Raw genomic sequence first — 22,481 nt, 5'->3', positions numbered from 1 at the left:
GGGATCGCCTATTGCTTGTCAGCCGGTTGGCCGGCTGGAATCGGATTGACGGTGTTGTCGATTTTCACCGGAACACCGGGCGAAAGCCGGTTCTGGCCTGCCGTGATGATGATGTCGCCAGCCTTGAGACCGCTCGTCACTTCGACAAGACCGGAATAACGGCGTCCAAGCTTGATGAAGACCTGCTGCGCGACCTGCTTCTGGCCTTCTTCCGGCTTAGCATCGGCTGCAGGAGCCTTGGCGGCGTTTTCGCCTTCGGCAGCCTTCGCGCCTTCCTGCTTCTGTTCCGGACGAACCGCATAGACGTAGTCGCCATAAAGGCTGGAGATGATCGTAGTCTGCGGAAGAGCGATGACATTCTCTTCTTCCGGCAGTTCGACGCGAACCTGCACAAACTGGCCCGGTGTCAGCTTGTGATCCGGGTTCTGCACTTCGGCCCGCACCGAGACGAGACGGGTCGCAGGATCAATCTTCGGGTCGATACCGACAATCGTGCCGGTGAAGTCGAGCGCATCCGCGCTTGAGCCGACCTTGACGGTCTGTCCGAGCTTCATCGATGACAGCGACTGTTCGGGAACGGTGAAGTCGATACGCATCACGTCAGTGTTCTGCAGCGTGGCGATGATCGTGCCGGGGGTCAGATACTGGCCCAGATCGACCTTGGAAATGCCGATAACGCCGGAGAATGGAGCCTTGACGGACTTCTGCGCCAGCGTTGCACGCATTTTTTCAACGCGCGCGTTTGCAGCATCGGCAGCCGAAGCTGTCGTATCGACATTCGACACAGCGCCGACGCCGCGCGTGCGCAGTGTATCGGCACGCTTCAGGTTCTGCTGGGCAAGAACAGCTTCGGCTTCTGCGGCTGCAAGGTCAGCCTTCTGGATGCTGTTTTCCATTTGCAGCAAGACGTCGCCTTCCTTGACTTCCTGATTGGCCTTGAAGTTGATTTTCTCCACGAGACCGTCAAGCTGCACGGTCAGATCGACGCCGTTGAGCGCATTGGCCGTGCCGATGGCTTCCACACCCGGCTTCCAGACGCCCGGCTCCACGGTAACGGTCGAAACCGTCTGGGCGGGCTGCTGCATATTTGCGAAAAAGTCTTTGATGGCCTGTGATCGGAACAGGTTAAAGCCAACAAGGCCTCCAACGACGATCACGAGGAATATTATTGCCAGAATAAGGCGCTTGATCATTGCGGATGCACTCCAGATGGCTCCCTGATCGATCAGGGTTGGGGGATTGACCGCGGCGCCTTCTTTCGCATTCACGCAAAGGTCGCGCGTATTTTACTTGAATGAAAGTGGCGAATAACTGTACCGTCTGGACGGTATTGTCAACATACGAACTGTCAGGAGACACCAGTAAATTGCTAACAAAAAAGAAGGTCTCGTCGCGTGAACGTATTTTGCGCGCTGCTACCGAGCTTGCCCGTGAGATCGGACCCGCTCATCTCTCTCTCGATGCTGTAGCAGCCCGTGCGGGGCTTTCAAAAGGCGGATTGCTTTATTCTTTTCCGACAAAGGCCAAACTGCTCGAAGCGGTGGTCGAAGAATATATGAAAGAACACGAACACGCTATGGAGGTTCAGGAAACACTCCAGAAAGGTGACAAAAATCGTGTGGCGCGGGCTTTCCTCGATGTTTACCGGGTTCAGGCCGACGATGAGCCGCCCGCTTGCGGCGTTCTGGCCGCGCTTGCCGAAGACCCCGGCTTCATGGTGCCGGTTCGGCAATATCACAGGACTTTTCTCGACCGCATGATCAAGGACACAACCGATTCCGATACGGCGCTGATCGTCTATCTGGCCGTCGCGGGTCTCGAATGCTCCAAACTGATGGAATGTGAAATTCTGAATGATGAGGAACAGCGCGCTGTTCTCGTCCGTTTGGAAGACATGCTGACAGAAAACTGACAGCTATAATGAAAAAGGACGCCGGGCGCCCTTCATTCTGGCAGTTTGCGAATCAGAGCGGGGCTATATCGCCCCTCGCCCATCCTTCCGAGGTTTCAGCGGCAAAATCATTGAACCGCCCATCGGCAATCGAAGCACGGATGCCCTTCATCAGATATTGATAATAGGCGAGATTGTTCCAGGTCAGCAGCATTGCGCCAAGCGCTTCACCGGACTTCACCAGATGATGCAGATAGGCGCGGCTATAGTCGCGTGACGCCGGGCAATCCGATTCCGGATCGAGCGGACGATGATCGTCTGCATGGCGCGCATTGCGCAGGTTCACCTTGCCGAACCGCGTGAAGGCCAGGCCATGTCGGCCAGCACGCGTCGGCATCACGCAATCGAACATGTCGATCCCGCGTGCTACCGACTTCAAAATATCGTCTGGCGTGCCGACGCCCATCAGATAGCGCGGCTTTTCCGAAGGCAGGATCGGGCAGACCACTTCCAGCATGTCGAGCATGACCTGCTGCGGCTCGCCGACCGCAAGCCCACCGACGGAATACCCCTTGAGGTCCATCGCTTTCAGCGCTTCCGCCGATTTCTCGCGCAGCCGTGCGACGTCGCCGCCCTGCACGATGCCGAACATCGCCTTGCCCGGCTGGTTGCCGAAAGCGACCTTGCAGCGCTCGGCCCAGCGCAGCGACAGTTCCATGGCGCGCTCGGTGTTCTTTTCCGGCGACGGCAGCGCCACGCATTCATCAAGCTGCATCTGGATATCGCTATCGAGCAGCCCCTGAATCTCGATGGAACGTTCCGGCGTCATTTCATAAGGCTTGCCGTCGATATGCGAACGGAAGGTCACGCCATGCTCGTTCAGCTTGCGCAACTGCGCGAGCGACATGACCTGAAATCCGCCGGAATCGGTCAGGATCGGGCCTTGCCAGCCACCGAATTCGTGCAGGCCGCCCAGTCGGGCCACGCGTTCGGCGCCCGGCCGCAGCATCAGGTGATAGGTATTGCCAAGGATGATATCTGCGCCAAGTTCTTTCACCTGGTCCATATACATGGCCTTGACCGTGCCAGCTGTACCGACCGGCATGAAGGCAGGCGTGCGCACCACGCCGCGCGGCATGGAAATCTCGCCCTGACGCGCCGCGCCATCGGTAGCCAGCACCTTGAATTCAAAATTTTCTGTTGTCATGCGGGGTCTTTAGCTTTGTCGGCTCGCTCAAGCAAGCTGCCATCACCATAGGAATAGAAGCGATAGCCGTTGCTGATGGCATGGTCATAGGCGGCGCGCATCGTCTCGAAGCCGCTGAAGGCCGATACCAGCATGAACAGCGTCGAGCGCGGCAGATGAAAATTGGTCATGAGAAGATCGACGGCCCGGAAGCGGTAGCCGGGCGTGATGAAAATATCGGTCGGGCCTGCCCATGGACGGATGATGCCATCCTCGCCCGCCGCACTTTCGATGAGGCGCAGCGATGTCGTACCGACACAGATGATCCTGCCGCCTCGCTCATGCACAGCATTGAGCGCATTGGCAGTTCGCTGCGACACATATCCGATTTCCGAATGCATCTTGTGGTCGGTGGTGTCATCGGCCTTGACCGGCAAGAACGTCCCTGCCCCCACATGCAGCGTTACGAAATGTTCTTCAACCCCTTTCGCCTTGATTCTTTCAAGAAGGTCAGGCGTGAAATGCAATCCGGCAGTGGGAGCCGCGACAGCGCCTTCTTCACGCGCGTAAACCGTCTGGTAATCCTTGCGATCACGCTCGTCTTCAGCCCGCTTCGAAGCGATATAGGGTGGCAGCGGAATGTGTCCGACCGAGGCGATGGCTTCGTCCAGTATGGCACCGGAAAGGTCGAACACAAGAAGCGCTTCGCCTGCATCGCCCTTTTCTGTCACGGTGGCATCAAGCGTGCCAAGGAAGCAGCTAGAACCGGAATGACCGAAACGAATACGGTCGCCTTCCTTCACGCGCTTTCCTGGACGCAGGAATGCTTTCCAGCGATCAGGTCCGGTGCGCATATGCAGTGTTGCGCTGACCTGCGAAATATTGCCGTCGCGCTCGCGCATGCCTTCAAGCTGCGCCGGTATTACCTTGGTATCATTGAAAACAAGGGCATCGCCCGGCTGTAACAGATCAGGCAGCTCGAACACCTGTCGATCCTCGAATGGCTGGCCGGGGCGGACACGCAGCAGCCTCGCATGGTCACGCGGCTCTACTGGACGCAGAGCAATGCTCTCTTCCGGCAAATCGAAATCGAAAAGATCAACACGCATTATGAACCTCTAAAGCATTTCCAGCAAAAGTGCGAAGCGGTTTTGCGTTCGGAAATGTGGTAAACAAATTACGGCCCCGGCATGAACCGGAGCCGTAATTTCTCAATGGAATCGGCAGGATCAGATGTCGGCAGCGATGCGGGCCGTCACGATCGTGTCCGGATCGGATACAGGCTCACCGCGCTTGATCTTGTCGACATTGTCCATGCCTTCGATGACCTGGCCCCAGACGCTGTACTGGCGGTCGAGCCACGGAGCGTCGGCAAAGCAGATGAAGAACTGCGAATTGGCCGAATTCGGGTTGGCCGAACGTGCCATTGAAGCCGTACCGCGCTTGTGCGGCGTGTTGGAGAACTCAGCCTTCAGGTCCGGCTTGTCCGAACCGCCCATGCCAGCGCGCGAGCCATTGAAATGAGCGCCGCCGGTCTTGCCGAACTTGACGTCGCCGGTCTGCGCCATGAAGCCGTCGATCACGCGGTGGAACACGACGCCGTCATAAGCGCCTTCGCGAGCCAGTTCCTTGACGCGTGCAACATGATCCGGCGCGAGGTCGGGGTAGAGTTCGAGAACGACATTGCCCTTGGTGGTTTCAAGAACGAGCGTGTTTTCAGGGTCTTTGTAAGCCATTGGGCCTCTCCTTGTATTTTACTTCTTGTCGGCCTGAAGCGTGGCCTTGATGATCTTGTCAGGGTTTTCCACGGCGCCATTATCGGCTTCGCTACCCTTCTTTATCTTGTCGACGACATCCATGCCGCTGACAACCTTGCCGACCACAGTATATTGGCCGTTAAGGAACGCGCCGTCCGCAAACATGATGAAGAATTGCGAATTGGCCGAATTGGGGTTCTGGCTGCGGGCCATGCCGACCGTGCCGCGCACGAAGGGTTCCTTGGAAAATTCTGCCGGAATATCCGGATAGTCGGAACCGCCAGTGCCCACGCGAGACGCATTGAAACCCTTGTCCATGTTACCGAACTTCACATCGCCGGTCTGTGCCATGAATCCTGGGATGACGCGGTGGAATGCAACGCCGTTATAGGCGCCGTCGCGCACCAGTTTTTCGATCTGTGCCACATGCTTCGGTGCGAGGTCGGGGCGAAGCTGGATGGCAACGTCGCCGTCCTTCAGCTTGAGAACCATGGTGTTCTCGGCATTGGCGGCGAAAGCCGTCTGGACCGCCCCTTGCGACAGCGCAAAAAATGCAACGGCAGCAACCGCTGAACGAATGAAAGACATGATCGAAAAACTCCCTGTGGTCAGGATTTGAATTTGGCGTTCAAGGCAGCGGCAACAGCTGCAGGAACGAAGGGCTTTATATCGCCGCCCATGGAGGCAATCTGGCGAACCAATGTGGCGGTAATCGTGCGCACTGCCGGGTCCGCCGGGAGGAACACGGTCTGCAATTCCGGTGCCATGGTGCCGTTCATGCCTGCCATCTGCATTTCATAGTCGAGATCGGTGCCGTCGCGCAAACCGCGCACCATCAATTGTGCGGCATGCTTGCGTGCCGCATCGATGACCAGCCCGTCGAAGGAAATGACCGAAACCCGACCTGCATCTTTGCCCAATATAGCCTTGGAGCTTCCACCGATGAGCGCCACACGCTCCTCGAAGGTGAAGAGAGGTTTTTTGCCGGGATGAACGCCGATTGCGACAATAACCTCGTCGGCAAGGCGCAGGGCACCTTTGAGGACATCCATATGGCCGTTTGTCACCGGGTCGAAGGAGCCCGCATAGATCGCGATCGTCATTTCTTCCAGCTAGCCTTTTCTGAACAGATTTTCAACAAGAACCACTGCGATAAGAAAACAGAAACCAAGAAAACAGATGAACGCGATATGAACAGCGATTTCACGACAAGTTCACAACCGATTTACCAAGATAGGTGCAAGTTTGGTGCAACCTTTTCGCTTCTGAAGCGTATGTATGTCGAAAGGATAACACGATGATGATCTTTCTTCTGGCATTATCCATGATGGTCGCAATGGCTGCATCGGCAATCATACTGCTTCTCGAAGAGAATGAAGCAAAGCGTCAGCGCGTGCGTCAGGTGGCATTTGACATCAATAGCTTGCGCAACATGCGTTCGCGCTGAATATTACCAGCCGAGTTCACGCAACAGCGTTGGAGCTTGCTGGCAAAGAGTTTGTGTGATCGCCAATTCCTCCAGTCTTGGCATCTGAAAAAGGCCGATGGTTCCCGCCATCGGCCTTTTTCATTGTTCAGAACAAAGAGTCCGGCTCCTTGATCATTCCTCGGTGTCGGCACCCGGCGTTTCGCCTTCGGAAGCTGCCTCGCCGCCATTGCCGTTCTCTTCGTCGCTATCGGCTTCGGATATGCGTTCGACCGAGACGACCTTCTCGCCGTCCGCCGTGTTGAAGATCGTGACGCCCTTGGTGGAGCGCCCGGCAATGCGAATACCGTCAACAGGCACGCGGATGAGCTGTCCGCCATCGGAAACGAGCAGGATCTGGTCGCTCGCCTCGACCGGGAACAGGGCGACCAGCTTGCCGATTTCGTCGGTCTTCGACGTATCGGTGGCGCGGATGCCCTTGCCGCCACGGCCCGAAACGCGGAACTCGTAGGACGACGAGCGCTTGCCGTAACCGTATTCGCTGACCGTCAGCACGGTTTCTTCGCGCGCTTTCAGTTCCTGATAGCGTTCATCGTTGAGCTCGGTTTCGGTTCCGACTTCCTCACCGACGACCACGATATCATCCGCATCATCCGCCCCTTGCGCCCGGCGCTCGGCGATCGAACGCTTGAGATAGGCGGCACGCTCGGACGCATCGGCATCGACGTGATGCAGGATCGCCATGGAGATGACCTTGTCGCCATCGGCCAGATTGATGCCACGCACACCAATCGAGTTGCGGCCCGCAAAGACGCGCACATCGGTGACGGGGAAGCGGATGCACTGGCCGCCGGCACAGGTCAGAAGCACGTCGTCGAATTCCGTACAGGTATCGACCGAGAGGATTTCATCGCCCTCGTCGTCGAGCTTCATCGCGATCTTGCCGTTACGGTTGACCTGAACGAAGTCCGACAGCTTGTTACGGCGAACCGTACCGCGCGTGGTCGAGAACATGACGTCGAGGTTTGCCCAGGATTCTTCATCCTCCGGCAGCGGCATGATGGTGGTGATGCGTTCACCCTGCTGCAAAGGCAGCATGTTGATGAGCGCCTTGCCACGCGACTGCGGCGTGCCAACCGGCAGGCGCCAGACCTTCTCCTTGTAGACAATGCCACGCGAGGAGAAGAACAGAACCGGCGTATGCGTATTGGCGACGAACAGGCGGGTTACGAAATCCTCATCCTTCGTCGCCATGCCGGAGCGACCCTTGCCGCCACGGCGCTGCGCACGGTAGGTCGTTAGCGGAACGCGCTTGATATAGCCTGCATGGCTGACGGTGACGACCATGTCTTCGCGGGCGATCAGGTCTTCGTCGTCCATTTCAGCGCCGCCGAAACCGATTTCGGTGCGGCGTGGCGTTGCGAACTCGTCGCGAACCGCAATCATCTCGTCCTTGACGATCGTCATCACGCGCAGGCGCGACGAGAGGATGTCGAGATAATCGCGGATTTCCTCGCCGATTTTGTTCAGTTCGTCTGCTACTTCGTCGCGACCGAGCGCGGTCAGGCGCTGGAGACGCAGATCGAGAATGGCACGGGCCTGTTCTTCGGAAAGGTTGTAGGTGTTGTCTTCATTGATGGTGTGGCGCGGATCGTCGATCAAACGGATCAGCGGTGCGACATCGGCGGCAGGCCAGCGGCGCTCCATCAACTGTTCACGCGCGGTCGTCGGATCGGGCGCACGGCGAATGAGTGCGATCACCTCATCGATATTGGCGACGGCAATCGCAAGGCCGACCAACACATGCGCGCGGTCGCGCGCCTTGTTGAGCAGGAATTTTGTGCGGCGCGTCACCACTTCCTCACGGAAGACGACGAAGGCGCGCAGCATATCGAGCAGATTGAGCTGTTCCGGCTTGCCGCCATTCAGCGCCACCATGTTGCAGCCGAACGAGGTCTGCAGCGGCGTATAGCGGTAAAGCTGGTTCAGCACGACATCGGCAACGGCATCGCGCTTGAGTTCCACCACGACGCGATAACCTTCGCGGTCGGATTCGTCGCGCAGATCGGAAATGCCTTCGATGCGCTTGTCGCGCACCAGTTCGGCCATCTTCTCGATCATCGAAGCCTTGTTCACCTGATACGGGATCTCGGTGATTATGATGGCTTCGCGGTCGCCGCGCATCGGCTCGATGGTGGCGCGTCCGCGCATGACCACTGAACCGCGGCCGGTCGTATAGGCGGAATTGATGCCTGCGCGTCCGAGGATGATGCCGCCGGTCGGGAAATCCGGACCCGGAATGATTTCCATCAGTTCGGCAAGCTCGATAGCCGGATTGTCGATTAGCGCAATGCAGCCGTCGATGACTTCTCCGAGATTGTGTGGCGGGATATTCGTCGCCATGCCGACGGCGATACCGCCCGAACCGTTGACAAGCAGGTTCGGGAAGCGCGCAGGCATAACCACAGGTTCCTGCTCGCGACCGTCATAATTGTCCTGGAAGTCGACCGTATCCTTGTCGATATCCGACAGGATGGATTCGGTAAGCTTTTCCAGACGGCATTCGGTGTAACGCATCGCTGCCGGCGGATCGCCGTCGATGGAGCCGAAATTGCCCTGCCCGTCGACCAGCGGATCGCGCATGGAGAAATCCTGCGCCATACGCACGAGGGCATCGTAAATGGAAGAGTCGCCATGCGGGTGATACTTACCCATGACCTCACCGACCACACCCGCCGACTTACGGTAGGGGCGGTTGTAGGCGAGGTTCATCTCGTTCATGGCGTGGAGAATGCGGCGATGCACGGGCTTCAGGCCGTCGCGCACATCGGGCAGCGCACGGCTCACGATAACGCTCATCGCGTAATCGAGATAGGAGCGCTGCATCTCCTCGATAATGGAAATCGGTTCGATACCGCTAGGGCCGCCGTTTGGGCCACCATTCATATCGTCGGAACCGGGTGGAGGCGTTTGATCTGACACTATTCAGATTTCTTTCTCAACAGAATCGATAAAGTCACTTTATAACGGAAACCAGCAAAAAACGCCAATTTCGCGACCGTTTCGGCGGCCTATTTCCGTTTGTCAATTCAATGACTTAAAAGATATTCACATAAAGATTGAGCAATGATGTTGCCCGTCATTGCGCTTTGCGTCGACCATGTGCCGTCGATCGTCTACAATTCCTGTATCCGATCGAGCATAACATGCCAACAAGAAGGGCGCTTGCAGTATGGGTTTCTACGATACGGTTTTCAGCGCGTTCGTCACCCTGCTTGTCACAATCGATCCGCCCGGGCTGGCGCCATTGTTTCTGGCCCTGACGCCCGGCATGGAGCGGCACCACCGCGGACAGGTGGCGCTTCGCGCCTCGATCATCGGCTTCATCGTGATGGCGCTCTTTGCGATTGCGGGCGCGCAGATCCTCGGCATGTTCGGCATTACCATTGGCGCGTTCCGCGTTGCCGGTGGTCTTCTCCTGTTCTGGATCGCTTTTGAAATGATTTTCGAGAAGCGAACGGAGCGCAAGGAAAAGAGCGCGGAGGTCGCCATCACCAAGGACCATATCCGCAATATAGCCGCCTTCCCGCTCGCTATTCCGCTGATCGCCGGTCCGGGCGCGATTTCGGCTATCGTGCTGACGTCGGACTCATTCCACGGTGTCGGACCGCGTTTGGCGCTGCTTGGCGTTATCTTCGTCTGCCTGCTGATTACCTATCTCGTGTTGCTGCTGGCGGAGCGCGTCGACCGGTTCCTTGGCGAAACCGGTCGTTCCATCCTGACCCGCCTTCTCGGCGTCATTCTGGCAGCGCTTGCCGTTCAGTTCGTTGCCGACGGCATCAAGACACTCATCAACGGTTAAGCCGATTTCTGCGCCTTCTTGCCGATCATGGCGTGACGAAGCTTGGACGAGAACCAGTCGATGACGGCGACGGCGATCAGGATCATGATAATCAGGAAGGAAACATCCTGAAGGTTCAGGACCTTGATCTGTTCTGCCAGATGCGCGCCAATGCCGCCTGCCCCGACAATGCCGATGATGGTGGCCGAGCGGGTATTCGACTCGAAGAAGTAAAGCACCTGACTGCCGATCAGCGGCAGAACCTGCGGCAGCACGCCGAAGCGATAACCGTGCAGCCTGCCGCCGCCCGATGACACCACACCTTCGACCGGCTTCTTGTCAGCCCCTTCAATGGCTTCGGAGAAAAGCTTGCCGAATGCCCCGAAATCCGAGCAGGCGATGGCGAGAATACCGGCGAACGGTCCAAGCCCCACCACCGACACCCAGATCAGCGCCCATATCAGCGTATCGACGCCGCGAATGGTGTCGAGGAAGCGGCGAATGCCGAAATGCAGGAAGACATTCGGGATAATGTTCTTCGCCGCCAGAAAACCGAACGGAAAGGCGAGGATTGCCGCCAGCAATGTGCCGAGATAGGCGATTGCCAGCGTTTCCATCATCGACCACAGATAAAGGTTGAAACGTCCGCCGGACGATGGCGGCATCATCATCAAGGCGAAATCGCCAAGGCGACCGAGACCGTTCAGAATGCGCAGCAGCGAAAAATCGAGCCAGTAGAAGGCGAACCAGACCGAAGCGATAAGAGCTACGCTTAAAATCGCCAGATTGCGCCAAGTGCGCCCATTGCCGAACAATTCGGCATGTTCCGCCCGGAGTTCCTTTTCGTGCGCGTGTGCCTCGCGGGAGAGACTTTGTGCAATATCGGTCATAATTCTCTCTTCTGTTTGAGCATGATCTTTTTCTGATCGAAGCGGGATTAGAAATTAGTCCAGTGGACTAATTTCCCCGCGTAGGCGGTTCCCACTTTTCGGGATCATGCTCCTCAACCAATACGGCCAAGCAATGCGTGACGAATGCGCTGCGTAATGAGATCGATGACAACAATGGTCACGATAATCAGAAGCAGGATGGCGCTGACATCGCTGTAATAGAACTGGCGGATGGAGGTGAGCAGTTCCTGCCCGATGCCACCTGCCCCGACAAAGCCCATGACGGAAGCGCCGCGCACATTGATTTCAAAGCGCAGCAGGCCGTAGGAAGCGAAATTCGCAGCCACTTGCGGAAGCACGGCAAAGCGAATGACCTGCAGGCCGGAGCCGCCCGAGGCGCGGATACCCTCCACCGGACGCATATCGATGTTCTCGACCACTTCGGAGAACAGCTTGCCCAGCGCACCTGTTGTGTGAAGCATCAGCGCCAGCACACCGGCCATCGGTCCAAGCCCGAAAGCGATAACGAAAAGCAGCGCGAAGACGATTTCAGGAACCGTACGCAGCAGCTCCAGCCCGCGACGAACAATGAAACGCACCGTCGAATTGGGAGCCATATTGGATGAAGCCGCAAATGACGCGGCGAAAGCAACGGCTGCCCCGATCAGGGTAGCCAGATAGGCGATCAGCAGCGTCTCAAACAGCATCTTGAGCCAGCCGCCGAGGTTCCAATACCAGGCAGCAAGGTCGCCCCGGAAATTGGCAATGGTCAGATCCGGCAGAATACGACCGAGATAGCTTGTAAAGCGAAAGAGATTTTCGACCAGCGTGCCCGGCCGAACATCGGCAACGACGGAGGCAGCAATGGCGACAACGACAAGCGCGAGAAGAAGCGCGATACCGTAGAGACGCCGTTTGCCGACCTCCCTGCGATAATCGGCAAGCAGGCTTTTTGCTCCACTGCCGTCAAGTGAGGATATCGTCATGCAATCTTTCCTATGAAAATGCCCGGAACGGGTTAGGTTCCGGGCACTTCAATTTCTCACGGATCAGGACTTGCGAGCCTTGTCGTTGAACTTGAGCATCTCGATGATCGGCTCATAATCCTTGGCTTCGGTCGCTACAAATTCCTGATCCTTACCGTCGGAAAGCGCGTCAAAGCCGGCCTTGTCCTTCTTCGGCATGTCGAGGAAAGCCTGCTTGATATCGGCCTTCAACTGGTCCGGCAGGGTGCTGAGAACAGCGAATGGGCCTTCAGGAAGGAAGTCCGACTTGAAGATGATGCGGAAATCGTCCTTCGTCATTGCCTTGCCGTTGGCATCTTTCAGAACGCCGCGGCTGACCATGCGGGTCAGGTTGGAATCGTCTTCCGAGTTCCAGGAATTCGCAGCGGCATCAGCGGTACCCTGCGCGAGAGCGAGCACGGCGTTTTCATGACTGCCAGCGAAGAAGTTCTTACCGAAGAACGTATCGACGCTATAGCCTTCGCGGTTGAGGAAGAAGCGCGGGGCGTTGTTGCCCGAGGTCGAGTTCGGATCGACGAGAGCAATGGTCTTGCCCTTGAGGTCTTCCATGGTCTTGTACGGGCTGTCGGCGCGCACATAAACAACCGAGTAATAGCCGTTGACGCCGGTGTCATGGCGCTGGTTGACAAGTGGCGTGGTTTCAACGCCGGTCATCACGGCACGGGAGTAGGAAGCCGGGCCATAGAATGCGATCTGGATGTTACCGGCGCGCTGGCCTTCGATGACAGCGGCATAGTCGTTGGCGACGCGCAGCGTGACCTTGGTGCCAAGTTCCTTGCCGAGATAGGCGGCCAGAGGCGCATAACGGTCAGAAGTGGTCGAGGCGTTTTCGGCTGGAATCACACCCAGAACGATTTCCGGATAATCCTTGCTCCAGTCGGCAGCCTGAGCGGTGGAGGCCATCATTGGCATGGTCAGCGTTGCGGTAAGCGCAGCAGCCGCCAGAAAGTTTCTACGGTTAAGCATAGGTATCTCCTGTTAATCCTGAGTTTGGAGCGTGTTTTTTTCCGGAGCTTTGTGCGCTCAGGCGGAAAGCTGGCGCAGAACGGCTTCGGCCGACTGCGGAACCGGCATTGGCATTGTTTCGTCCTGCTCATCTGCATCGATGACGTCAGCAGCTTCCATGCCGTAAAGGTCTCGCGCCGCCATTTCGGTCAGCATTGACGGTGTGCCGCGGAATACGATCTTGCCAGCCGACATACCGACGAGACGGTCGCAATAGCTGCGCGCAATATCGAGCGAGTGCAGATTGCAAAGAACCGTAATGCCATATTCGCGATTGATGCGACGCAGAGCGTCCATGACGCTGCGGGTGTTGCGCGGATCGAGCGATGCAATCGGCTCGTCTGCGAGAATAATGCGGGGTTGCTGAACCAGAGCGCGGGCAATCGCCACACGCTGCTGCTGGCCACCCGAAAGTTCATCGGCGCGATGCGCTGCAAGATGCGCAATGTCGAACTGCTGCAAGGCGGAAAGCGCGATCAGACGTTCTTCATCGCTCCAGATGCGCAGGAGCGACTTGGGCGTCGAAACATAGTTCAGGCGCCCCATCAGGACGTTGGTCAGGACATCCAGACGGTCGACCAGATTGAAATGCTGGAAAATCATGGCGCATTGCGCGCGCCAGTCCCGCAGGCCTGAGCCTTTCAGCCCGGTAACGTCGCGGCCATCCCAGTGAATGGTTCCCTCTGAAGGCTCGACAAGGCGATTGATCATGCGCAGAAGCGTCGATTTGCCCGCGCCTGAGCGCCCGATAATTCCCACAAACGTGCCCGGTTCGATTTCGAGGTCCACGCCCGAAACCGCCACCTTGTCATTATAGCGGCGCGTTATGTTTTTCAGTTGAAGCATGAATTCGTCTCCATTCATGCTTAATCTGAATTGCTTCCATGACACTGCGATGAAAGCATAATGACGTTTGTGTAAATTTACACATCGCTATAGAGAATTTATTTAAGCGACTGTTTTTACAGTTATTTCCTTCAAATGTTGAAGGAAAGACTCTGTGGACGCACTGACATTGCCGGAATTGTCAATTGTGACAACATCCCCGGCACCGTCATCGAAGCTCACTTCGCGCTTAAGCCGCGCCGCGATTTCCTCCCGGCTTTCGCGACCGCGTAAGGCAAGCCGTTCTGCCAGAACGTCCGGTCGGGCCGTTATCATCACCACTGAGCGCGACGTGTAGAGCCTGCGGATATCGCTCAAGACCCGACGCGAGACATTGGCGATCACCACCGTACCGTCAGCGATTTCATCCTCGAGCGATTTCGGCAATCCATAGCTCAGACCATGCGCCTGCCAGTGCAGGGCGAAAGCGCCCTCACCTGCCGACTTTGCAAAGCTCGCTTCATCCAGACTGTCATGATCTTCCGTTCCCGGCATTTGCGGACGCGTGATGATACGGCGTACGAAATGAAAACGCGTGTCGCCCGCAAGAGCCACACGCGCCGCATCCATGATCGTGTCCTTGCCGGCCCCGCTGGGGCCGACGACGGCAACGAAACAGCCTTTCGGCATATCGGATTGCATCTGCATCAAAGCACCCGCTCGCCTTCGCGCCAGACAGTGCGGACAACCGGAATTGCACCTTTCGGACGCACGCGAACCAGGTCGGCTCGCTTTCCAATAGCGATCTCGCCGCGATCATCCATAGCCATCGCGTCAGCAGGATTCTTGGTTACAAGTCGGATCGCATCCGGCAACGCAATCGGGCGTTCGCCGGAAGCCAGACCGAATGCCGACTGAATAAGGCTGAACGGAATATAATCCGACGACAGGATGTCGAGGCTGCCATTGTCCACCAGATCGCGCGCGGCGATGTTGCCGGAATGCGAGCCGCCGCGAACGATGTTCGGCGCGCCCATCAGAATGGAAAGCCCTGCACCTTTCGAGGCATTGGCGGCTTCTATCGTGGTCGGAAATTCGGCGATCCGCACACCGTGGTCGAGTGATTCATCGACATGCGCGCTGGTCGCATCATCATGGCTGGCCAGAACGATGCTGCGCGCTGCTGCCAGTTCCGCAATGGCGCGGCGATGTTTGGCCGAATAGGCGTCCGAATCCGCCATGCGCTTTTCACAATGCACCCGGAACTCCTCATCCGTGAGCTTCATCTTGCGCATGTAATAGGTGCGATAGGTCTCAAGATCAACGAATTGACGCTGGCCAGGCGCATGATCCATCAGCGAAGCAAGTTTTACGCGGTCGTCACCTGCGAAAAGCTCGAATGTCTCAAGGCAGTCCGCTGAGGAAACTTCACAGCGCAGATGCAGGAAGTGGTCGGCACGTAGGCGATTCTCGCGAACACCGCTTTCGATGGCATCCGCAAGCATCCGCATATCCGTGCCCACGAAGTCGCGGTCATAGTCCGTGCCGACGCGCATCGCATCGAAAACCGTCGTGATGCCGGACGCTGCGACCTGCGCATCATGCGCCTGAACCGCTGCATCGACATTCCAGCGCACTTTCGGACGCGGCGCATAATGGCTTTCCAGCTGATCCGTGTGCAGCTCGATCAGACCCGGAATGACATAATCGCCATCCATGTCATCGCCGCCATTGGCATTGCCTTGATCGATGGCTGCGATTTTGCCGTCACGGATCAGGATTGAACCGGAAACAATCTCGTCAGCGAGTACGATCTGCGCATTTTTCAGAACGATTTCATTAGCCATTGGATAGCTCTTTCATCACCGCATTTGCATTGGCGGGTGTTTCATATTTCGAGAGGAAAGCTTCGATATCGAGCGCACGGAAATCATCGAGCGCTTCGCGCAGACGCTCATGGTTCCAGTCCCACCAGGCCAATCGATCCAGACGATTACCGGTCGCTGCATCGAAGCGCTCACGAATGAGGTGCGCAGGCACACCGCCCACGATCGTATAGGGGGCCACATCCTTGCTCACCACCGCACCAGCACCGACAACGGCACCATTGCCAACCGTCACACCCGGCAAGATGGTGGAGCCATGGCCGAGCCAAGTGTCGTGACCGATCTTCACCGCATTGCCGCGACGCCACTCGAAAAACTCCGTCTCATCCTTTTCCTCCGGCCAGTAATCACCGGCACGATAGGTGAAATGATGCAGCGTCGGACGCCATGTCGGATGGTTGGTGGCGTTGATGCGCACATGGCTTGCGATATTGGAAAACTTGCCGATCTCCGCGCACCAGATTTCGCAATCGACGCCGAGATAGGAATAGTCGCCCAGCACGGTTTCCGAAACGCGGCTGCGCTCACCAATCTCCGTATAGCGACCAAGTGTGCAACCGCTGACGATAGCGGTTCCTTGCACCAGCGGCTCCACCGAGAGTTTGGTCATGCCAGCCCCCTCGGAGAGAAAGCCGTCACGTCGATAATCCGGTCGGCAACTTCCGTGCGCACGTCTTCATCGTGGAAAATGCCGAGCATGGCGACGCCCTGCTCCTTCTTGGCCTTGATGAGATCGACCACGACCGCACGGTTCTTCGCATCGAGCGAGGCGGTAGGCTCATCAAGCAGCAACACCGGATGATCCGTGATGAAACCGCGCGCGATGTTCACGCGCTGCTGTTCACCGCCGGAGAAGGTCGCCGGCGGCAAGGCCCACAGCCGTTCGGGCAGATTGAGCTGCGCCAGAAGTTCGCGCGCGCGATTCAGCGCCGCTTCACGATCAACGCCGCGCGCAACCAGCGGTTCGGCAACCACATCGATTGCCGCAACGCGTGGCAGCGTGCGCAGAAACTGGCTGACATAGCCAATCGTGTCACGACGCACCGCCAGCACTTCACGCGGATCGGCGGTGGCAAGATCGACAACCGCGTCGGCATGACGGATCAGGATTGAACCGCCATTGACCGCATAATTACCGTAGACCATTTTCAGGATCGAGCTTTTGCCCGCGCCCGAAGGGCCACCAAGCACGGCGCATTCACCGGCATGGAGTTCGAAATTCACGCCGCGAACGACCGGAAGTTCGATGCCGCCTTGAAGATGCATGACGAAGGTTTTCGTGACATCGGTGACGGCGAGCGGGGTTGATGTTTGCAACATAGACATTTTTCACCTCGCGCATGAAGTTCGGCTAATTTAGGGACAACATGCTACAAATATCTGTTTTAGTTTACTAAACCTGCAGAATTGACGACACGAGTAGCTGCGTATATGGCGCCTGCGGATCGTCCAGCACGCGGTCGGTCAGGCCCTGTTCGACAATATGGCCGTCTTTCATGACCATGATGCGATGGGACAGAAGACGCGCCACTGCTAGATCGTGGGTCACGATGACAACCGAAAGGCCGAGATCGCTGACAAGGCCGCGCAGAAGGTCGAGAAGGCGCGCCTGCACAGACACATCGAGACCGCCGGTCGGTTCATCCATGAAGACAAGACGCGGAGCGGTCACCAGATTGCGGGCAATCTGCAAGCGCTGGCGCATACCGCCGGAGAAGGCGCGCGGCTGGTCGTCGATACGGTCTGAGGCAATTTCAACACGACCGAGCCATTCCGTGGCTGTCGAGCGGATATTGCCATAATGACGTTCACCGACGGCCATCAGGCGTTCGCCGACATTGGCACCCGCCGAAACGGTCATGCGCAATCCATCTGCCGGGTTCTGGTGAACAAAGCCCCAGTCCGTCCGCATCAGAAAGCGGCGTTCCGCCTCGCCGATCTTGTAGAGATCGCGGAATTCACCGTCGCGCATCCGGTATTCAACCGTGCCGGAAGTCGGTTCCAGGCGGGTTGCCAGACTGTTCAGGAGCGTCGTCTTGCCAGAACCGGATTCACCGACGATGGCCAGCACTTCGCCCGGCCACAGATTGAAGGAAATGTCTGCACAGCCGCGACGATTGCCGTAAAACTTCGACAGGCTGTTTACTCTCAGCAGAGGTTCGTTGTTCATTCTGCTGCCTCCTTATTCGCAGCCAGATGGCCGAAATGGCCGTTGGCCTGACGGTCTTCGCAAAAATCGGTGTCGGAGCAGACGAACATCGAGCCGCCACGATCATCCAGCACGACTTCATCCAGATAGACGCCCTTCGCGCCGCAGAGCGCACATGGGTCCTTGAACTTCTGCACTTCGAACGGATGATCCTCGAAATCGAGGCTCACCACCTGCGTGTAAGGCGGGACGGCATAAATGCGTTTTTCACGACCGGCACCGAACAGCTGCAATGCCGGAGACATATGCATTTTCGGATTGTCGAATTTCGGCGTGGGCGACGGTGCCATCACATAACGCCCCTCGATCATCACCGGATAATCATAGGTCTTGGCGATATGGCCGTGACGCGCAATATCTTCGTAGAGCTTCACATGCATGAGGCCATATTCGGCCAGCGCGTGCATCTTGCGCGTCTCGGTTTCCCGCGGCTCCAGAAAACGCAGCGGTTCCGGGATCGGCACCTGATAGACGATCACCTGCCCTTCGGTCAGCGGATATTCCGGAATGCGGTGACGGGTCTGAATGATCGTCGCCTCGCCCGTATGGGTGGTCACGGCAACATCGGCAGTCTTCTGGAAGAAAGCGCGGATCGAGACGGCGTTCGTCGTGTCGTCCGCCCCTTGGTCGATGACCTTCAGCACATCATCCGGCCCGATGATCGAGGCGGTTACCTGCACGCCGCCGGTGCCCCAGCCATAGGGCATCGGCATTTCACGACTGGCGAAAGGCACCTGATAGCCCGGAACGGCAATTGCCTTCAGGATGGCGCGGCGGATCATCCGCTTGGTCTGTTCGTCCAGATAGGCGAAGTTGTAATTGGCCAGATCGCTCATTCGGCGGCCTCTTTGTTCTGGTGCTGCGCTTCTTCATATTCCGCCCGCATGCGGCGGATGAGATCGAGTTCTGCCTGGAAATCCACGTAGTGCGGCAGTTTCAGGTGCTCGACAAAGCCGGTGGACTGCACATTGTCGGAATGGGAAATGACGAATTCCTCGTCCTGTGCGGGAGCGGTCACATCCGTATCGAACTCGCGAACACGCAGCGCACGGTCGCAGAGCGACATGGACATGGCCTTACGCTCACTCTGGCCGAACACCAGCCCATAGCCGCGCGTGAATTGCGGCGGCTGCTTGGCCGACCCCTTGAACTGGTTGACCATCTGGCATTCGGTCAGCTGCACGCGGCCGAGCGAGACGGCAAAGCCGAGTTCCGGCACGTCGAACTCGACATCCACTTCGCCAATGCGGATTTCGCCAACAAACGGATGGTTGTTGCCATAACCGCGCTGGGTGGAATAGCCGAGCGCCAGCAGGAAGCCTTCGTCGCCACGCGCCAGTGCCTGAAGGCGTAGGTCGCGTTCCATCGGAAATGTCCAGGGTTCGCGGGTGAGATCGCCCGGTTCATGATCGTCCGGCAGGGAACCGTCATCCTCGATCATCCCGTTGACGCCGAGAATATCGGTTACGCGCGGGGTTTCCTGGATTTCAGCTTCACGCATTTCCGGTTCCGGCACGACCACATCGCCTGCCAGATCCGGATCAAGAAGCCGATGCGTATAATCGAAAGTCGGCCCCAGAAGCTGGCCACCGGGCAGATCCTTATAGGTCGCCGAAATACGGCGCTCGATCAGCATCTGGGCGGTTTCCATCGGACGGGAGTAGCCAAAGCGCGGCAAGGTGGTGCGGTAGGCGCGCACCAGAAAGATCGCCTCGATCAGATCGCCGCGCGACTGACGGACGGCAAGTGCGGCCAGTTCGCGGTCATAGAGCGAACCTTCGGCCATGACGCGATCAACCGCCAGCGCAAGCTGCTCGACAATCTGATCGAGACGTAGTGCCGGGACCGAACGGTCGCCGCGACGGCGATCATCAAGAAGACGGTGGGCATTGCGGATGGCTGTTTCGCCACCCTTTACGGCAACATACATTTTCAGCCCTCCAGATTGCTTACGCGCGTTGTGCGGGGAAGCGCTGCAACAGCACCGTCGCAGACCAGAACAAGATCAATGCCCAGCGGATATTGTGCACCGTTCTCGCGCCATTGATTGATGAAGTCCTGCGGCAGACCTTCGACGTGAAGCGCACGTTCACCATCGATACCGGGGCCTTTGAGTACAAAACCCTGCCCGCTTGTCAGCGATGCAACAGCGAGAACAATGGTTGTCGAACGATCAGGAAACTCGGCATCGCCCTGCGAAAACTCTGCCAGGGACGGCAGCAGCGATAGATTGCTGACCAGAGCAAATTGCGCCGCGTCGGCTCTATCGACACGCGGCGCGCCGGTGTGAAAAGTAAGCCAGGCGGTTGCATCTTGATCGGTAGCTATCGCTGCATCGCACCAGACCGTCGCGTCATGATCGAGCAGGGTTGCTGCAATAGTACCCAGTTCAGGCGTCAGTGGCTGCGGCGGTGTGGCTGCGCGAGCCAGCGGATAGATGCGGCCGGGATTGGCCATGGCGTGCATGACGGCATGAAAAGCCGATTGCGCATCCGTCACCGGATTGGCGAAGCCACCCTCGAAAGCTGGAGAATTATGGAGCATCAATTGTCTCCCCGGACCATTGTGAAGAAATCAACCTTGGTGGCGGCAGCTTCGCTGCGCAGCGTGGCGTCGGCGTCGTCGAGCCGCTGGCGCAAGACGTTCAGCACTTGCGTTTCCACCGCATCGCGGCGGCCTCCATCCAGCCACAGCGCATCGAAAAGAGCGGCAAGGCGCGCCTTTTCCTGATCGCGGCCAAGTGCGTAGGAATGACCGACCGAACCATCGGCAAGCCGCACCGTCGCGCGCGTGACCGTTGCCTCGCCGACATTAAAGGGGGCACCCCCGCCGCCGATGCGGCCTCGCAGCATTACGAGACCGGTTTCCGGCCCGCGCAGAACTTCGAATTCCGGCTTGTCGGACCATGCCTGCCAGAAGGCTTGCAGTTCTTCGCCACTTGCACGCGCAAGAACTGCCATGCTTGCCTGCCGTGCAATCTGCACGGCATCCGGTGCCTTTCCGCTTTCAGTGGCGGAACCGGCTCCGCCTCCCTTCGCACTCTGCTCCGTACCGTACATGAGCTTCCCTGCCCTTTGAGATCTTGTTGACTTGCTCTTCCGATTTGTCTAGTTATATAGACAACTATACAATATCAGAATGGATACACCCTGCCAATGACAGGACGATGACAGTTGATGACAAAGACGAGACGAATTGAGAGAAACAGCGGCGTTGCCATCTGGCGGCAGATTGCCGACGAGATACGCGGCGAGATCAGGGCCGGGAAGCTTCAGTCCGGTGCTCGGATGCCTGCCGAGATGGAACTTGCCGACAGGTTTGGGGTCAATCGCCATACGGTGCGCAGCGCCATTGCAGCACTCACGCAGGAAGGCGTGCTGCGTGCCGAACAAGGGCGCGGCACTTTCGTTGCCAATGCAAGGCGCCTCACCTACCAGATCGGGCGGCGCACCCGCATTTCGCAATCGCTGGCTTCGCAGGTGCGGGATATGCGGGGGATTTTGCTGGCTTCAGGTATCGAACCCGCCTCTCCGGATATTGCTCATGCGCTGGCGCTGCATCCCGGTGACGACGTGATCCGGCTTGAAACGATGCACAATGCCGATGGCTACTCCATTTCGATTGCGACCCACTGGATCGATGCCGCACGCTTTCCTTCCTTTGCGGAGGATTATGCGGAAAGCGGCTCGATCACGGCTGCGTTCAAAGCAGCCGGCATTGCCGATTACCTGCGAAAATCGACCGTCATATCGGCCCGTCATGCCGACCCGGAAGACCTTGGAAACCTGAAACTGTCTCCCGGCGCCATCGTGCTTACGGCGCGCGCGGTAAACATCGACACGGAAGGACGGCCGATCCAGTATTCGCTGACCCGTTTTTCGGCTGACAGGATGGAATTTTCTATCGAGAATGACGAAAACAGCTAAAAACATGATTCCTTCATTCACTGGCCACGGCGGAAAGTTTCGATGACCATCACTATTTTCCATAATCCGAAATGCGGTACTTCACGCAATACGCTGGCGATGATCCGCGCCAGCGGTGAAGAACCTGTCATAGTCGAATATGTGCAGACCCCACCCACGCGCGAACGCCTGGTCGGTTTGCTGGCCGCAATGAATCTGACGCCGCGCGAGCTGCTGCGTGAGAAAGGCACACCCTATGCCGAACTCGGGCTGTCCGATCCGAAATGGACCGATGACGAGCTGATCGATTTCATGATGGCTCATCCGATTCTGATCAATCGGCCGATTGTCGAAACGCCGCGCGGCACCCGGCTGTGCCGTCCCTCCGAACTGGTTTTGCCGCTTCTGGAGAACCCGGTTGCTTCATTCACCAAAGAAGATGGCGAGCAGATTTCATCTGCGGACAAGTCGCGCTGACAGAACCGGCGAAGTCGCAAGCCGACACTGCGCATTCAGCGGATTTAGAACTATGACCAATAGAAAAGGCGCTGTAAAACAGCGCCTCAGGCTGCTGACAAACCCCTGGCTATGCCTGGGGTTTTGTGATTCATTGGGATATGTTGAAGAAACCAGCC

25 protein-coding genes are annotated in these 22,481 nt (G+C 57.7%); 5 read left to right on the top strand and 20 right to left on the bottom strand.

Annotation, left to right across the window (positions count from 1 at the left end):
- Window positions 1-8: 8 nt before the first annotated feature.
- Window positions 9-1,193, bottom strand: coding sequence for an efflux RND transporter periplasmic adaptor subunit (locus JNC70_RS10455; RefSeq protein ID WP_104756242.1), 1,185 nt, complete (start codon window positions 1,191-1,193; stop codon window positions 9-11).
- A 101-nt stretch (window positions 1,194-1,294) separates the two neighbouring features.
- Between JNC70_RS10455 and JNC70_RS10450 the strand changes: the two genes are divergently transcribed.
- The gene (locus JNC70_RS10450) at window positions 1,295-1,912 is read left to right on the top strand and encodes a TetR/AcrR family transcriptional regulator (protein WP_374788590.1); all 618 of its coding nucleotides are present in this window, start codon (window positions 1,295-1,297) and stop codon (window positions 1,910-1,912) included.
- 52 nt (window positions 1,913-1,964) lie between these two features.
- Here JNC70_RS10450 and tgt read toward each other — a convergent pair whose 3' ends face one another.
- The 5 genes from tgt to coaD all read right to left on the bottom strand — a co-directional run bounded on the left by tgt (window position 1,965) and on the right by coaD (window position 5,937).
- Window positions 1,965-3,098, bottom strand: coding sequence for a tRNA guanosine(34) transglycosylase Tgt (gene tgt / locus JNC70_RS10445; RefSeq protein ID WP_104756240.1), 1,134 nt, complete (start codon window positions 3,096-3,098; stop codon window positions 1,965-1,967).
- A complete protein-coding gene (gene queA, locus JNC70_RS10440; protein ID WP_104756239.1) occupies window positions 3,095-4,186 on the bottom strand; it encodes a tRNA preQ1(34) S-adenosylmethionine ribosyltransferase-isomerase QueA in 1,092 nt (363 codons plus the stop codon). Before queA ends, tgt begins: the two co-directional genes overlap by 4 nt.
- 120 nt (window positions 4,187-4,306) lie before the next feature.
- Window positions 4,307-4,813, bottom strand: coding sequence for a peptidylprolyl isomerase (locus tag JNC70_RS10435; RefSeq protein WP_104756238.1), 507 nt, complete (start codon window positions 4,811-4,813; stop codon window positions 4,307-4,309).
- Window positions 4,814-4,831: 18 nt separating this feature from the next.
- Window positions 4,832-5,422 (bottom strand): peptidylprolyl isomerase, encoded by a 591-nt coding sequence (locus tag JNC70_RS10430; protein WP_104756237.1) that lies wholly within the window; start codon window positions 5,420-5,422, stop codon window positions 4,832-4,834.
- A 20-nt stretch (window positions 5,423-5,442) separates the two neighbouring features.
- The gene (gene coaD / locus JNC70_RS10425) at window positions 5,443-5,937 is read right to left on the bottom strand and encodes a pantetheine-phosphate adenylyltransferase (protein WP_104756236.1); all 495 of its coding nucleotides are present in this window, start codon (window positions 5,935-5,937) and stop codon (window positions 5,443-5,445) included.
- Between the two features lie 194 nt (window positions 5,938-6,131).
- Between coaD and JNC70_RS10420 the strand changes: the two genes are divergently transcribed.
- Window positions 6,132-6,281 (top strand): hypothetical protein, encoded by a 150-nt coding sequence (locus JNC70_RS10420; RefSeq protein ID WP_162929761.1) that lies wholly within the window; start codon window positions 6,132-6,134, stop codon window positions 6,279-6,281.
- 153 nt (window positions 6,282-6,434) lie between these two features.
- Here JNC70_RS10420 and gyrA read toward each other — a convergent pair whose 3' ends face one another.
- A complete protein-coding gene (gene gyrA, locus JNC70_RS10415) occupies window positions 6,435-9,206 on the bottom strand; it encodes a DNA gyrase subunit A (protein ID WP_104756235.1) in 2,772 nt (923 codons plus the stop codon).
- Window positions 9,207-9,492: 286 nt separating this feature from the next.
- Between gyrA and JNC70_RS10410 the strand changes: the two genes are divergently transcribed.
- Window positions 9,493-10,122, top strand: a complete 630-nt coding sequence (locus tag JNC70_RS10410) for a MarC family protein (protein ID WP_104756234.1) — start codon at window positions 9,493-9,495, stop codon at window positions 10,120-10,122.
- Here JNC70_RS10410 and phnE (JNC70_RS10405) read toward each other — a convergent pair.
- From phnE (JNC70_RS10405) to phnG, 13 genes are all read right to left on the bottom strand, one after another.
- Window positions 10,119-10,991, bottom strand: coding sequence for a phosphonate ABC transporter, permease protein PhnE (phnE, locus tag JNC70_RS10405; protein ID WP_104756233.1), 873 nt, complete (start codon window positions 10,989-10,991; stop codon window positions 10,119-10,121). The two genes, JNC70_RS10410 and phnE (JNC70_RS10405), sit on opposite strands and share 4 nt — an antisense overlap.
- Window positions 10,992-11,104: 113 nt before the next feature.
- Complete coding sequence (gene phnE, locus JNC70_RS10400) at window positions 11,105-11,977, bottom strand: phosphonate ABC transporter, permease protein PhnE (protein ID WP_104756232.1); 873 nt, start codon at window positions 11,975-11,977, stop codon at window positions 11,105-11,107.
- Between the two features lie 63 nt (window positions 11,978-12,040).
- Window positions 12,041-12,982, bottom strand: a complete 942-nt coding sequence (phnD, locus tag JNC70_RS10395) for a phosphonate ABC transporter substrate-binding protein (protein WP_104756231.1) — start codon at window positions 12,980-12,982, stop codon at window positions 12,041-12,043.
- 57 nt (window positions 12,983-13,039) lie between these two features.
- Window positions 13,040-13,867: a phosphonate ABC transporter ATP-binding protein gene (gene phnC, locus JNC70_RS10390; protein WP_211693857.1), complete on the bottom strand. Its 828-nt coding sequence runs from the start codon at window positions 13,865-13,867 to the stop codon at window positions 13,040-13,042.
- 102 nt (window positions 13,868-13,969) lie between these two features.
- Entirely contained in the window at window positions 13,970-14,548 is a 579-nt protein-coding gene (gene phnN, locus JNC70_RS10385) for a phosphonate metabolism protein/1,5-bisphosphokinase (PRPP-forming) PhnN (protein ID WP_104756414.1), read from the bottom strand.
- A gap of 5 nt (window positions 14,549-14,553) precedes the next feature.
- Window positions 14,554-15,693, bottom strand: a complete 1,140-nt coding sequence (locus JNC70_RS10380; RefSeq protein ID WP_104756230.1) for an alpha-D-ribose 1-methylphosphonate 5-triphosphate diphosphatase — start codon at window positions 15,691-15,693, stop codon at window positions 14,554-14,556.
- Window positions 15,686-16,342 carry a DapH/DapD/GlmU-related protein gene (locus tag JNC70_RS10375; RefSeq protein WP_104756229.1) on the bottom strand — a complete coding sequence of 219 codons (657 nt, stop codon included), beginning with the start codon at window positions 16,340-16,342 and terminating at the stop codon, window positions 15,686-15,688. Before JNC70_RS10375 ends, JNC70_RS10380 begins: the two co-directional genes overlap by 8 nt.
- Window positions 16,339-17,058 carry a phosphonate C-P lyase system protein PhnL gene (phnL, locus tag JNC70_RS10370; protein WP_208623467.1) on the bottom strand — a complete coding sequence of 240 codons (720 nt, stop codon included), beginning with the start codon at window positions 17,056-17,058 and terminating at the stop codon, window positions 16,339-16,341. Before phnL ends, JNC70_RS10375 begins: the two co-directional genes overlap by 4 nt.
- A 67-nt stretch (window positions 17,059-17,125) precedes the next feature.
- Entirely contained in the window at window positions 17,126-17,902 is a 777-nt protein-coding gene (gene phnK / locus JNC70_RS10365; protein ID WP_104756227.1) for a phosphonate C-P lyase system protein PhnK, read from the bottom strand.
- The gene (locus tag JNC70_RS10360) at window positions 17,899-18,777 is read right to left on the bottom strand and encodes an alpha-D-ribose 1-methylphosphonate 5-phosphate C-P-lyase PhnJ (RefSeq protein ID WP_104756226.1); all 879 of its coding nucleotides are present in this window, start codon (window positions 18,775-18,777) and stop codon (window positions 17,899-17,901) included. The genes phnK and JNC70_RS10360 overlap by 4 nt, the downstream gene beginning before the upstream one ends.
- Window positions 18,774-19,871, bottom strand: a complete 1,098-nt coding sequence (locus JNC70_RS10355; protein ID WP_104756225.1) for a carbon-phosphorus lyase complex subunit — start codon at window positions 19,869-19,871, stop codon at window positions 18,774-18,776. The genes JNC70_RS10360 and JNC70_RS10355 overlap by 4 nt, the downstream gene beginning before the upstream one ends.
- A gap of 2 nt (window positions 19,872-19,873) precedes the next feature.
- Window positions 19,874-20,485, bottom strand: a complete 612-nt coding sequence (gene phnH / locus JNC70_RS10350; protein ID WP_104756224.1) for a phosphonate C-P lyase system protein PhnH — start codon at window positions 20,483-20,485, stop codon at window positions 19,874-19,876.
- Window positions 20,485-21,000 (bottom strand): phosphonate C-P lyase system protein PhnG, encoded by a 516-nt coding sequence (phnG, locus tag JNC70_RS10345; RefSeq protein WP_104756223.1) that lies wholly within the window; start codon window positions 20,998-21,000, stop codon window positions 20,485-20,487. The genes phnH and phnG overlap by 1 nt, the downstream gene beginning before the upstream one ends.
- Before the next feature lie 114 nt (window positions 21,001-21,114).
- Here phnG and phnF point away from each other — a divergent pair, with 114 nt between their 5' ends.
- Both phnF and arsC read left to right on the top strand, forming a co-directional pair.
- Entirely contained in the window at window positions 21,115-21,867 is a 753-nt protein-coding gene (gene phnF / locus JNC70_RS10340; protein ID WP_208623466.1) for a phosphonate metabolism transcriptional regulator PhnF, read from the top strand.
- A gap of 42 nt (window positions 21,868-21,909) precedes the next feature.
- On the top strand, window positions 21,910-22,323 hold the full coding sequence (arsC, locus tag JNC70_RS10335; protein WP_104756221.1) for an arsenate reductase (glutaredoxin): 414 nt from the start codon (window positions 21,910-21,912) through the stop codon (window positions 22,321-22,323).
- Window positions 22,324-22,481 lie beyond the last annotated feature (158 nt).

The sequence above is a fragment of the Brucella oryzae genome (assembly GCF_041929965.1).
In the GTDB taxonomy this organism is placed as follows: Bacteria; Pseudomonadota; Alphaproteobacteria; order Rhizobiales; family Rhizobiaceae; genus Brucella; species Brucella oryzae.
This window is presented reverse-complemented; position numbering and strand designations above follow the sequence as displayed.

What these genes read in the sequence shown, in the direction of transcription:
- JNC70_RS10455 (WP_104756242.1), bottom strand. Translation starts at nt 1,193, where the DNA reads ATGATCAAGCGCCTTATTCTGGCAATAATATTCCTCGTGATCGTCGTT.
- JNC70_RS10450 (WP_374788590.1), top strand. Translation starts at nt 1,295, where the DNA reads ATGAAAGTGGCGAATAACTGTACCGTCTGGACGGTATTGTCAACATAC.
- tgt (WP_104756240.1), bottom strand. Translation starts at nt 3,098, where the DNA reads ATGACAACAGAAAATTTTGAATTCAAGGTGCTGGCTACCGATGGCGCG.
- queA (WP_104756239.1), bottom strand. Translation starts at nt 4,186, where the DNA reads ATGCGTGTTGATCTTTTCGATTTCGATTTGCCGGAAGAGAGCATTGCT.
- JNC70_RS10435 (WP_104756238.1), bottom strand. Translation starts at nt 4,813, where the DNA reads ATGGCTTACAAAGACCCTGAAAACACGCTCGTTCTTGAAACCACCAAG.
- JNC70_RS10430 (WP_104756237.1), bottom strand. Translation starts at nt 5,422, where the DNA reads ATGTCTTTCATTCGTTCAGCGGTTGCTGCCGTTGCATTTTTTGCGCTG.
- coaD (WP_104756236.1), bottom strand. Translation starts at nt 5,937, where the DNA reads ATGACGATCGCGATCTATGCGGGCTCCTTCGACCCGGTGACAAACGGC.
- JNC70_RS10420 (WP_162929761.1), top strand. Translation starts at nt 6,132, where the DNA reads ATGATGATCTTTCTTCTGGCATTATCCATGATGGTCGCAATGGCTGCA.
- gyrA (WP_104756235.1), bottom strand. Translation starts at nt 9,206, where the DNA reads ATGAATGGTGGCCCAAACGGCGGCCCTAGCGGTATCGAACCGATTTCC.
- JNC70_RS10410 (WP_104756234.1), top strand. Translation starts at nt 9,493, where the DNA reads ATGGGTTTCTACGATACGGTTTTCAGCGCGTTCGTCACCCTGCTTGTC.
- phnE (WP_104756233.1), bottom strand. Translation starts at nt 10,991, where the DNA reads ATGACCGATATTGCACAAAGTCTCTCCCGCGAGGCACACGCGCACGAA.
- phnE (WP_104756232.1), bottom strand. Translation starts at nt 11,977, where the DNA reads ATGACGATATCCTCACTTGACGGCAGTGGAGCAAAAAGCCTGCTTGCC.
- phnD (WP_104756231.1), bottom strand. Translation starts at nt 12,982, where the DNA reads ATGCTTAACCGTAGAAACTTTCTGGCGGCTGCTGCGCTTACCGCAACG.
- phnC (WP_211693857.1), bottom strand. Translation starts at nt 13,867, where the DNA reads ATGCTTCAACTGAAAAACATAACGCGCCGCTATAATGACAAGGTGGCG.
- phnN (WP_104756414.1), bottom strand. Translation starts at nt 14,548, where the DNA reads ATGCAATCCGATATGCCGAAAGGCTGTTTCGTTGCCGTCGTCGGCCCC.
- JNC70_RS10380 (WP_104756230.1), bottom strand. Translation starts at nt 15,693, where the DNA reads ATGGCTAATGAAATCGTTCTGAAAAATGCGCAGATCGTACTCGCTGAC.
- JNC70_RS10375 (WP_104756229.1), bottom strand. Translation starts at nt 16,342, where the DNA reads ATGACCAAACTCTCGGTGGAGCCGCTGGTGCAAGGAACCGCTATCGTC.
- phnL (WP_208623467.1), bottom strand. Translation starts at nt 17,058, where the DNA reads ATGTCTATGTTGCAAACATCAACCCCGCTCGCCGTCACCGATGTCACG.
- phnK (WP_104756227.1), bottom strand. Translation starts at nt 17,902, where the DNA reads ATGAACAACGAACCTCTGCTGAGAGTAAACAGCCTGTCGAAGTTTTAC.
- JNC70_RS10360 (WP_104756226.1), bottom strand. Translation starts at nt 18,777, where the DNA reads ATGAGCGATCTGGCCAATTACAACTTCGCCTATCTGGACGAACAGACC.
- JNC70_RS10355 (WP_104756225.1), bottom strand. Translation starts at nt 19,871, where the DNA reads ATGTATGTTGCCGTAAAGGGTGGCGAAACAGCCATCCGCAATGCCCAC.
- phnH (WP_104756224.1), bottom strand. Translation starts at nt 20,485, where the DNA reads ATGCTCCATAATTCTCCAGCTTTCGAGGGTGGCTTCGCCAATCCGGTG.
- phnG (WP_104756223.1), bottom strand. Translation starts at nt 21,000, where the DNA reads ATGTACGGTACGGAGCAGAGTGCGAAGGGAGGCGGAGCCGGTTCCGCC.
- arsC (WP_104756221.1), top strand. Translation starts at nt 21,910, where the DNA reads ATGACCATCACTATTTTCCATAATCCGAAATGCGGTACTTCACGCAAT.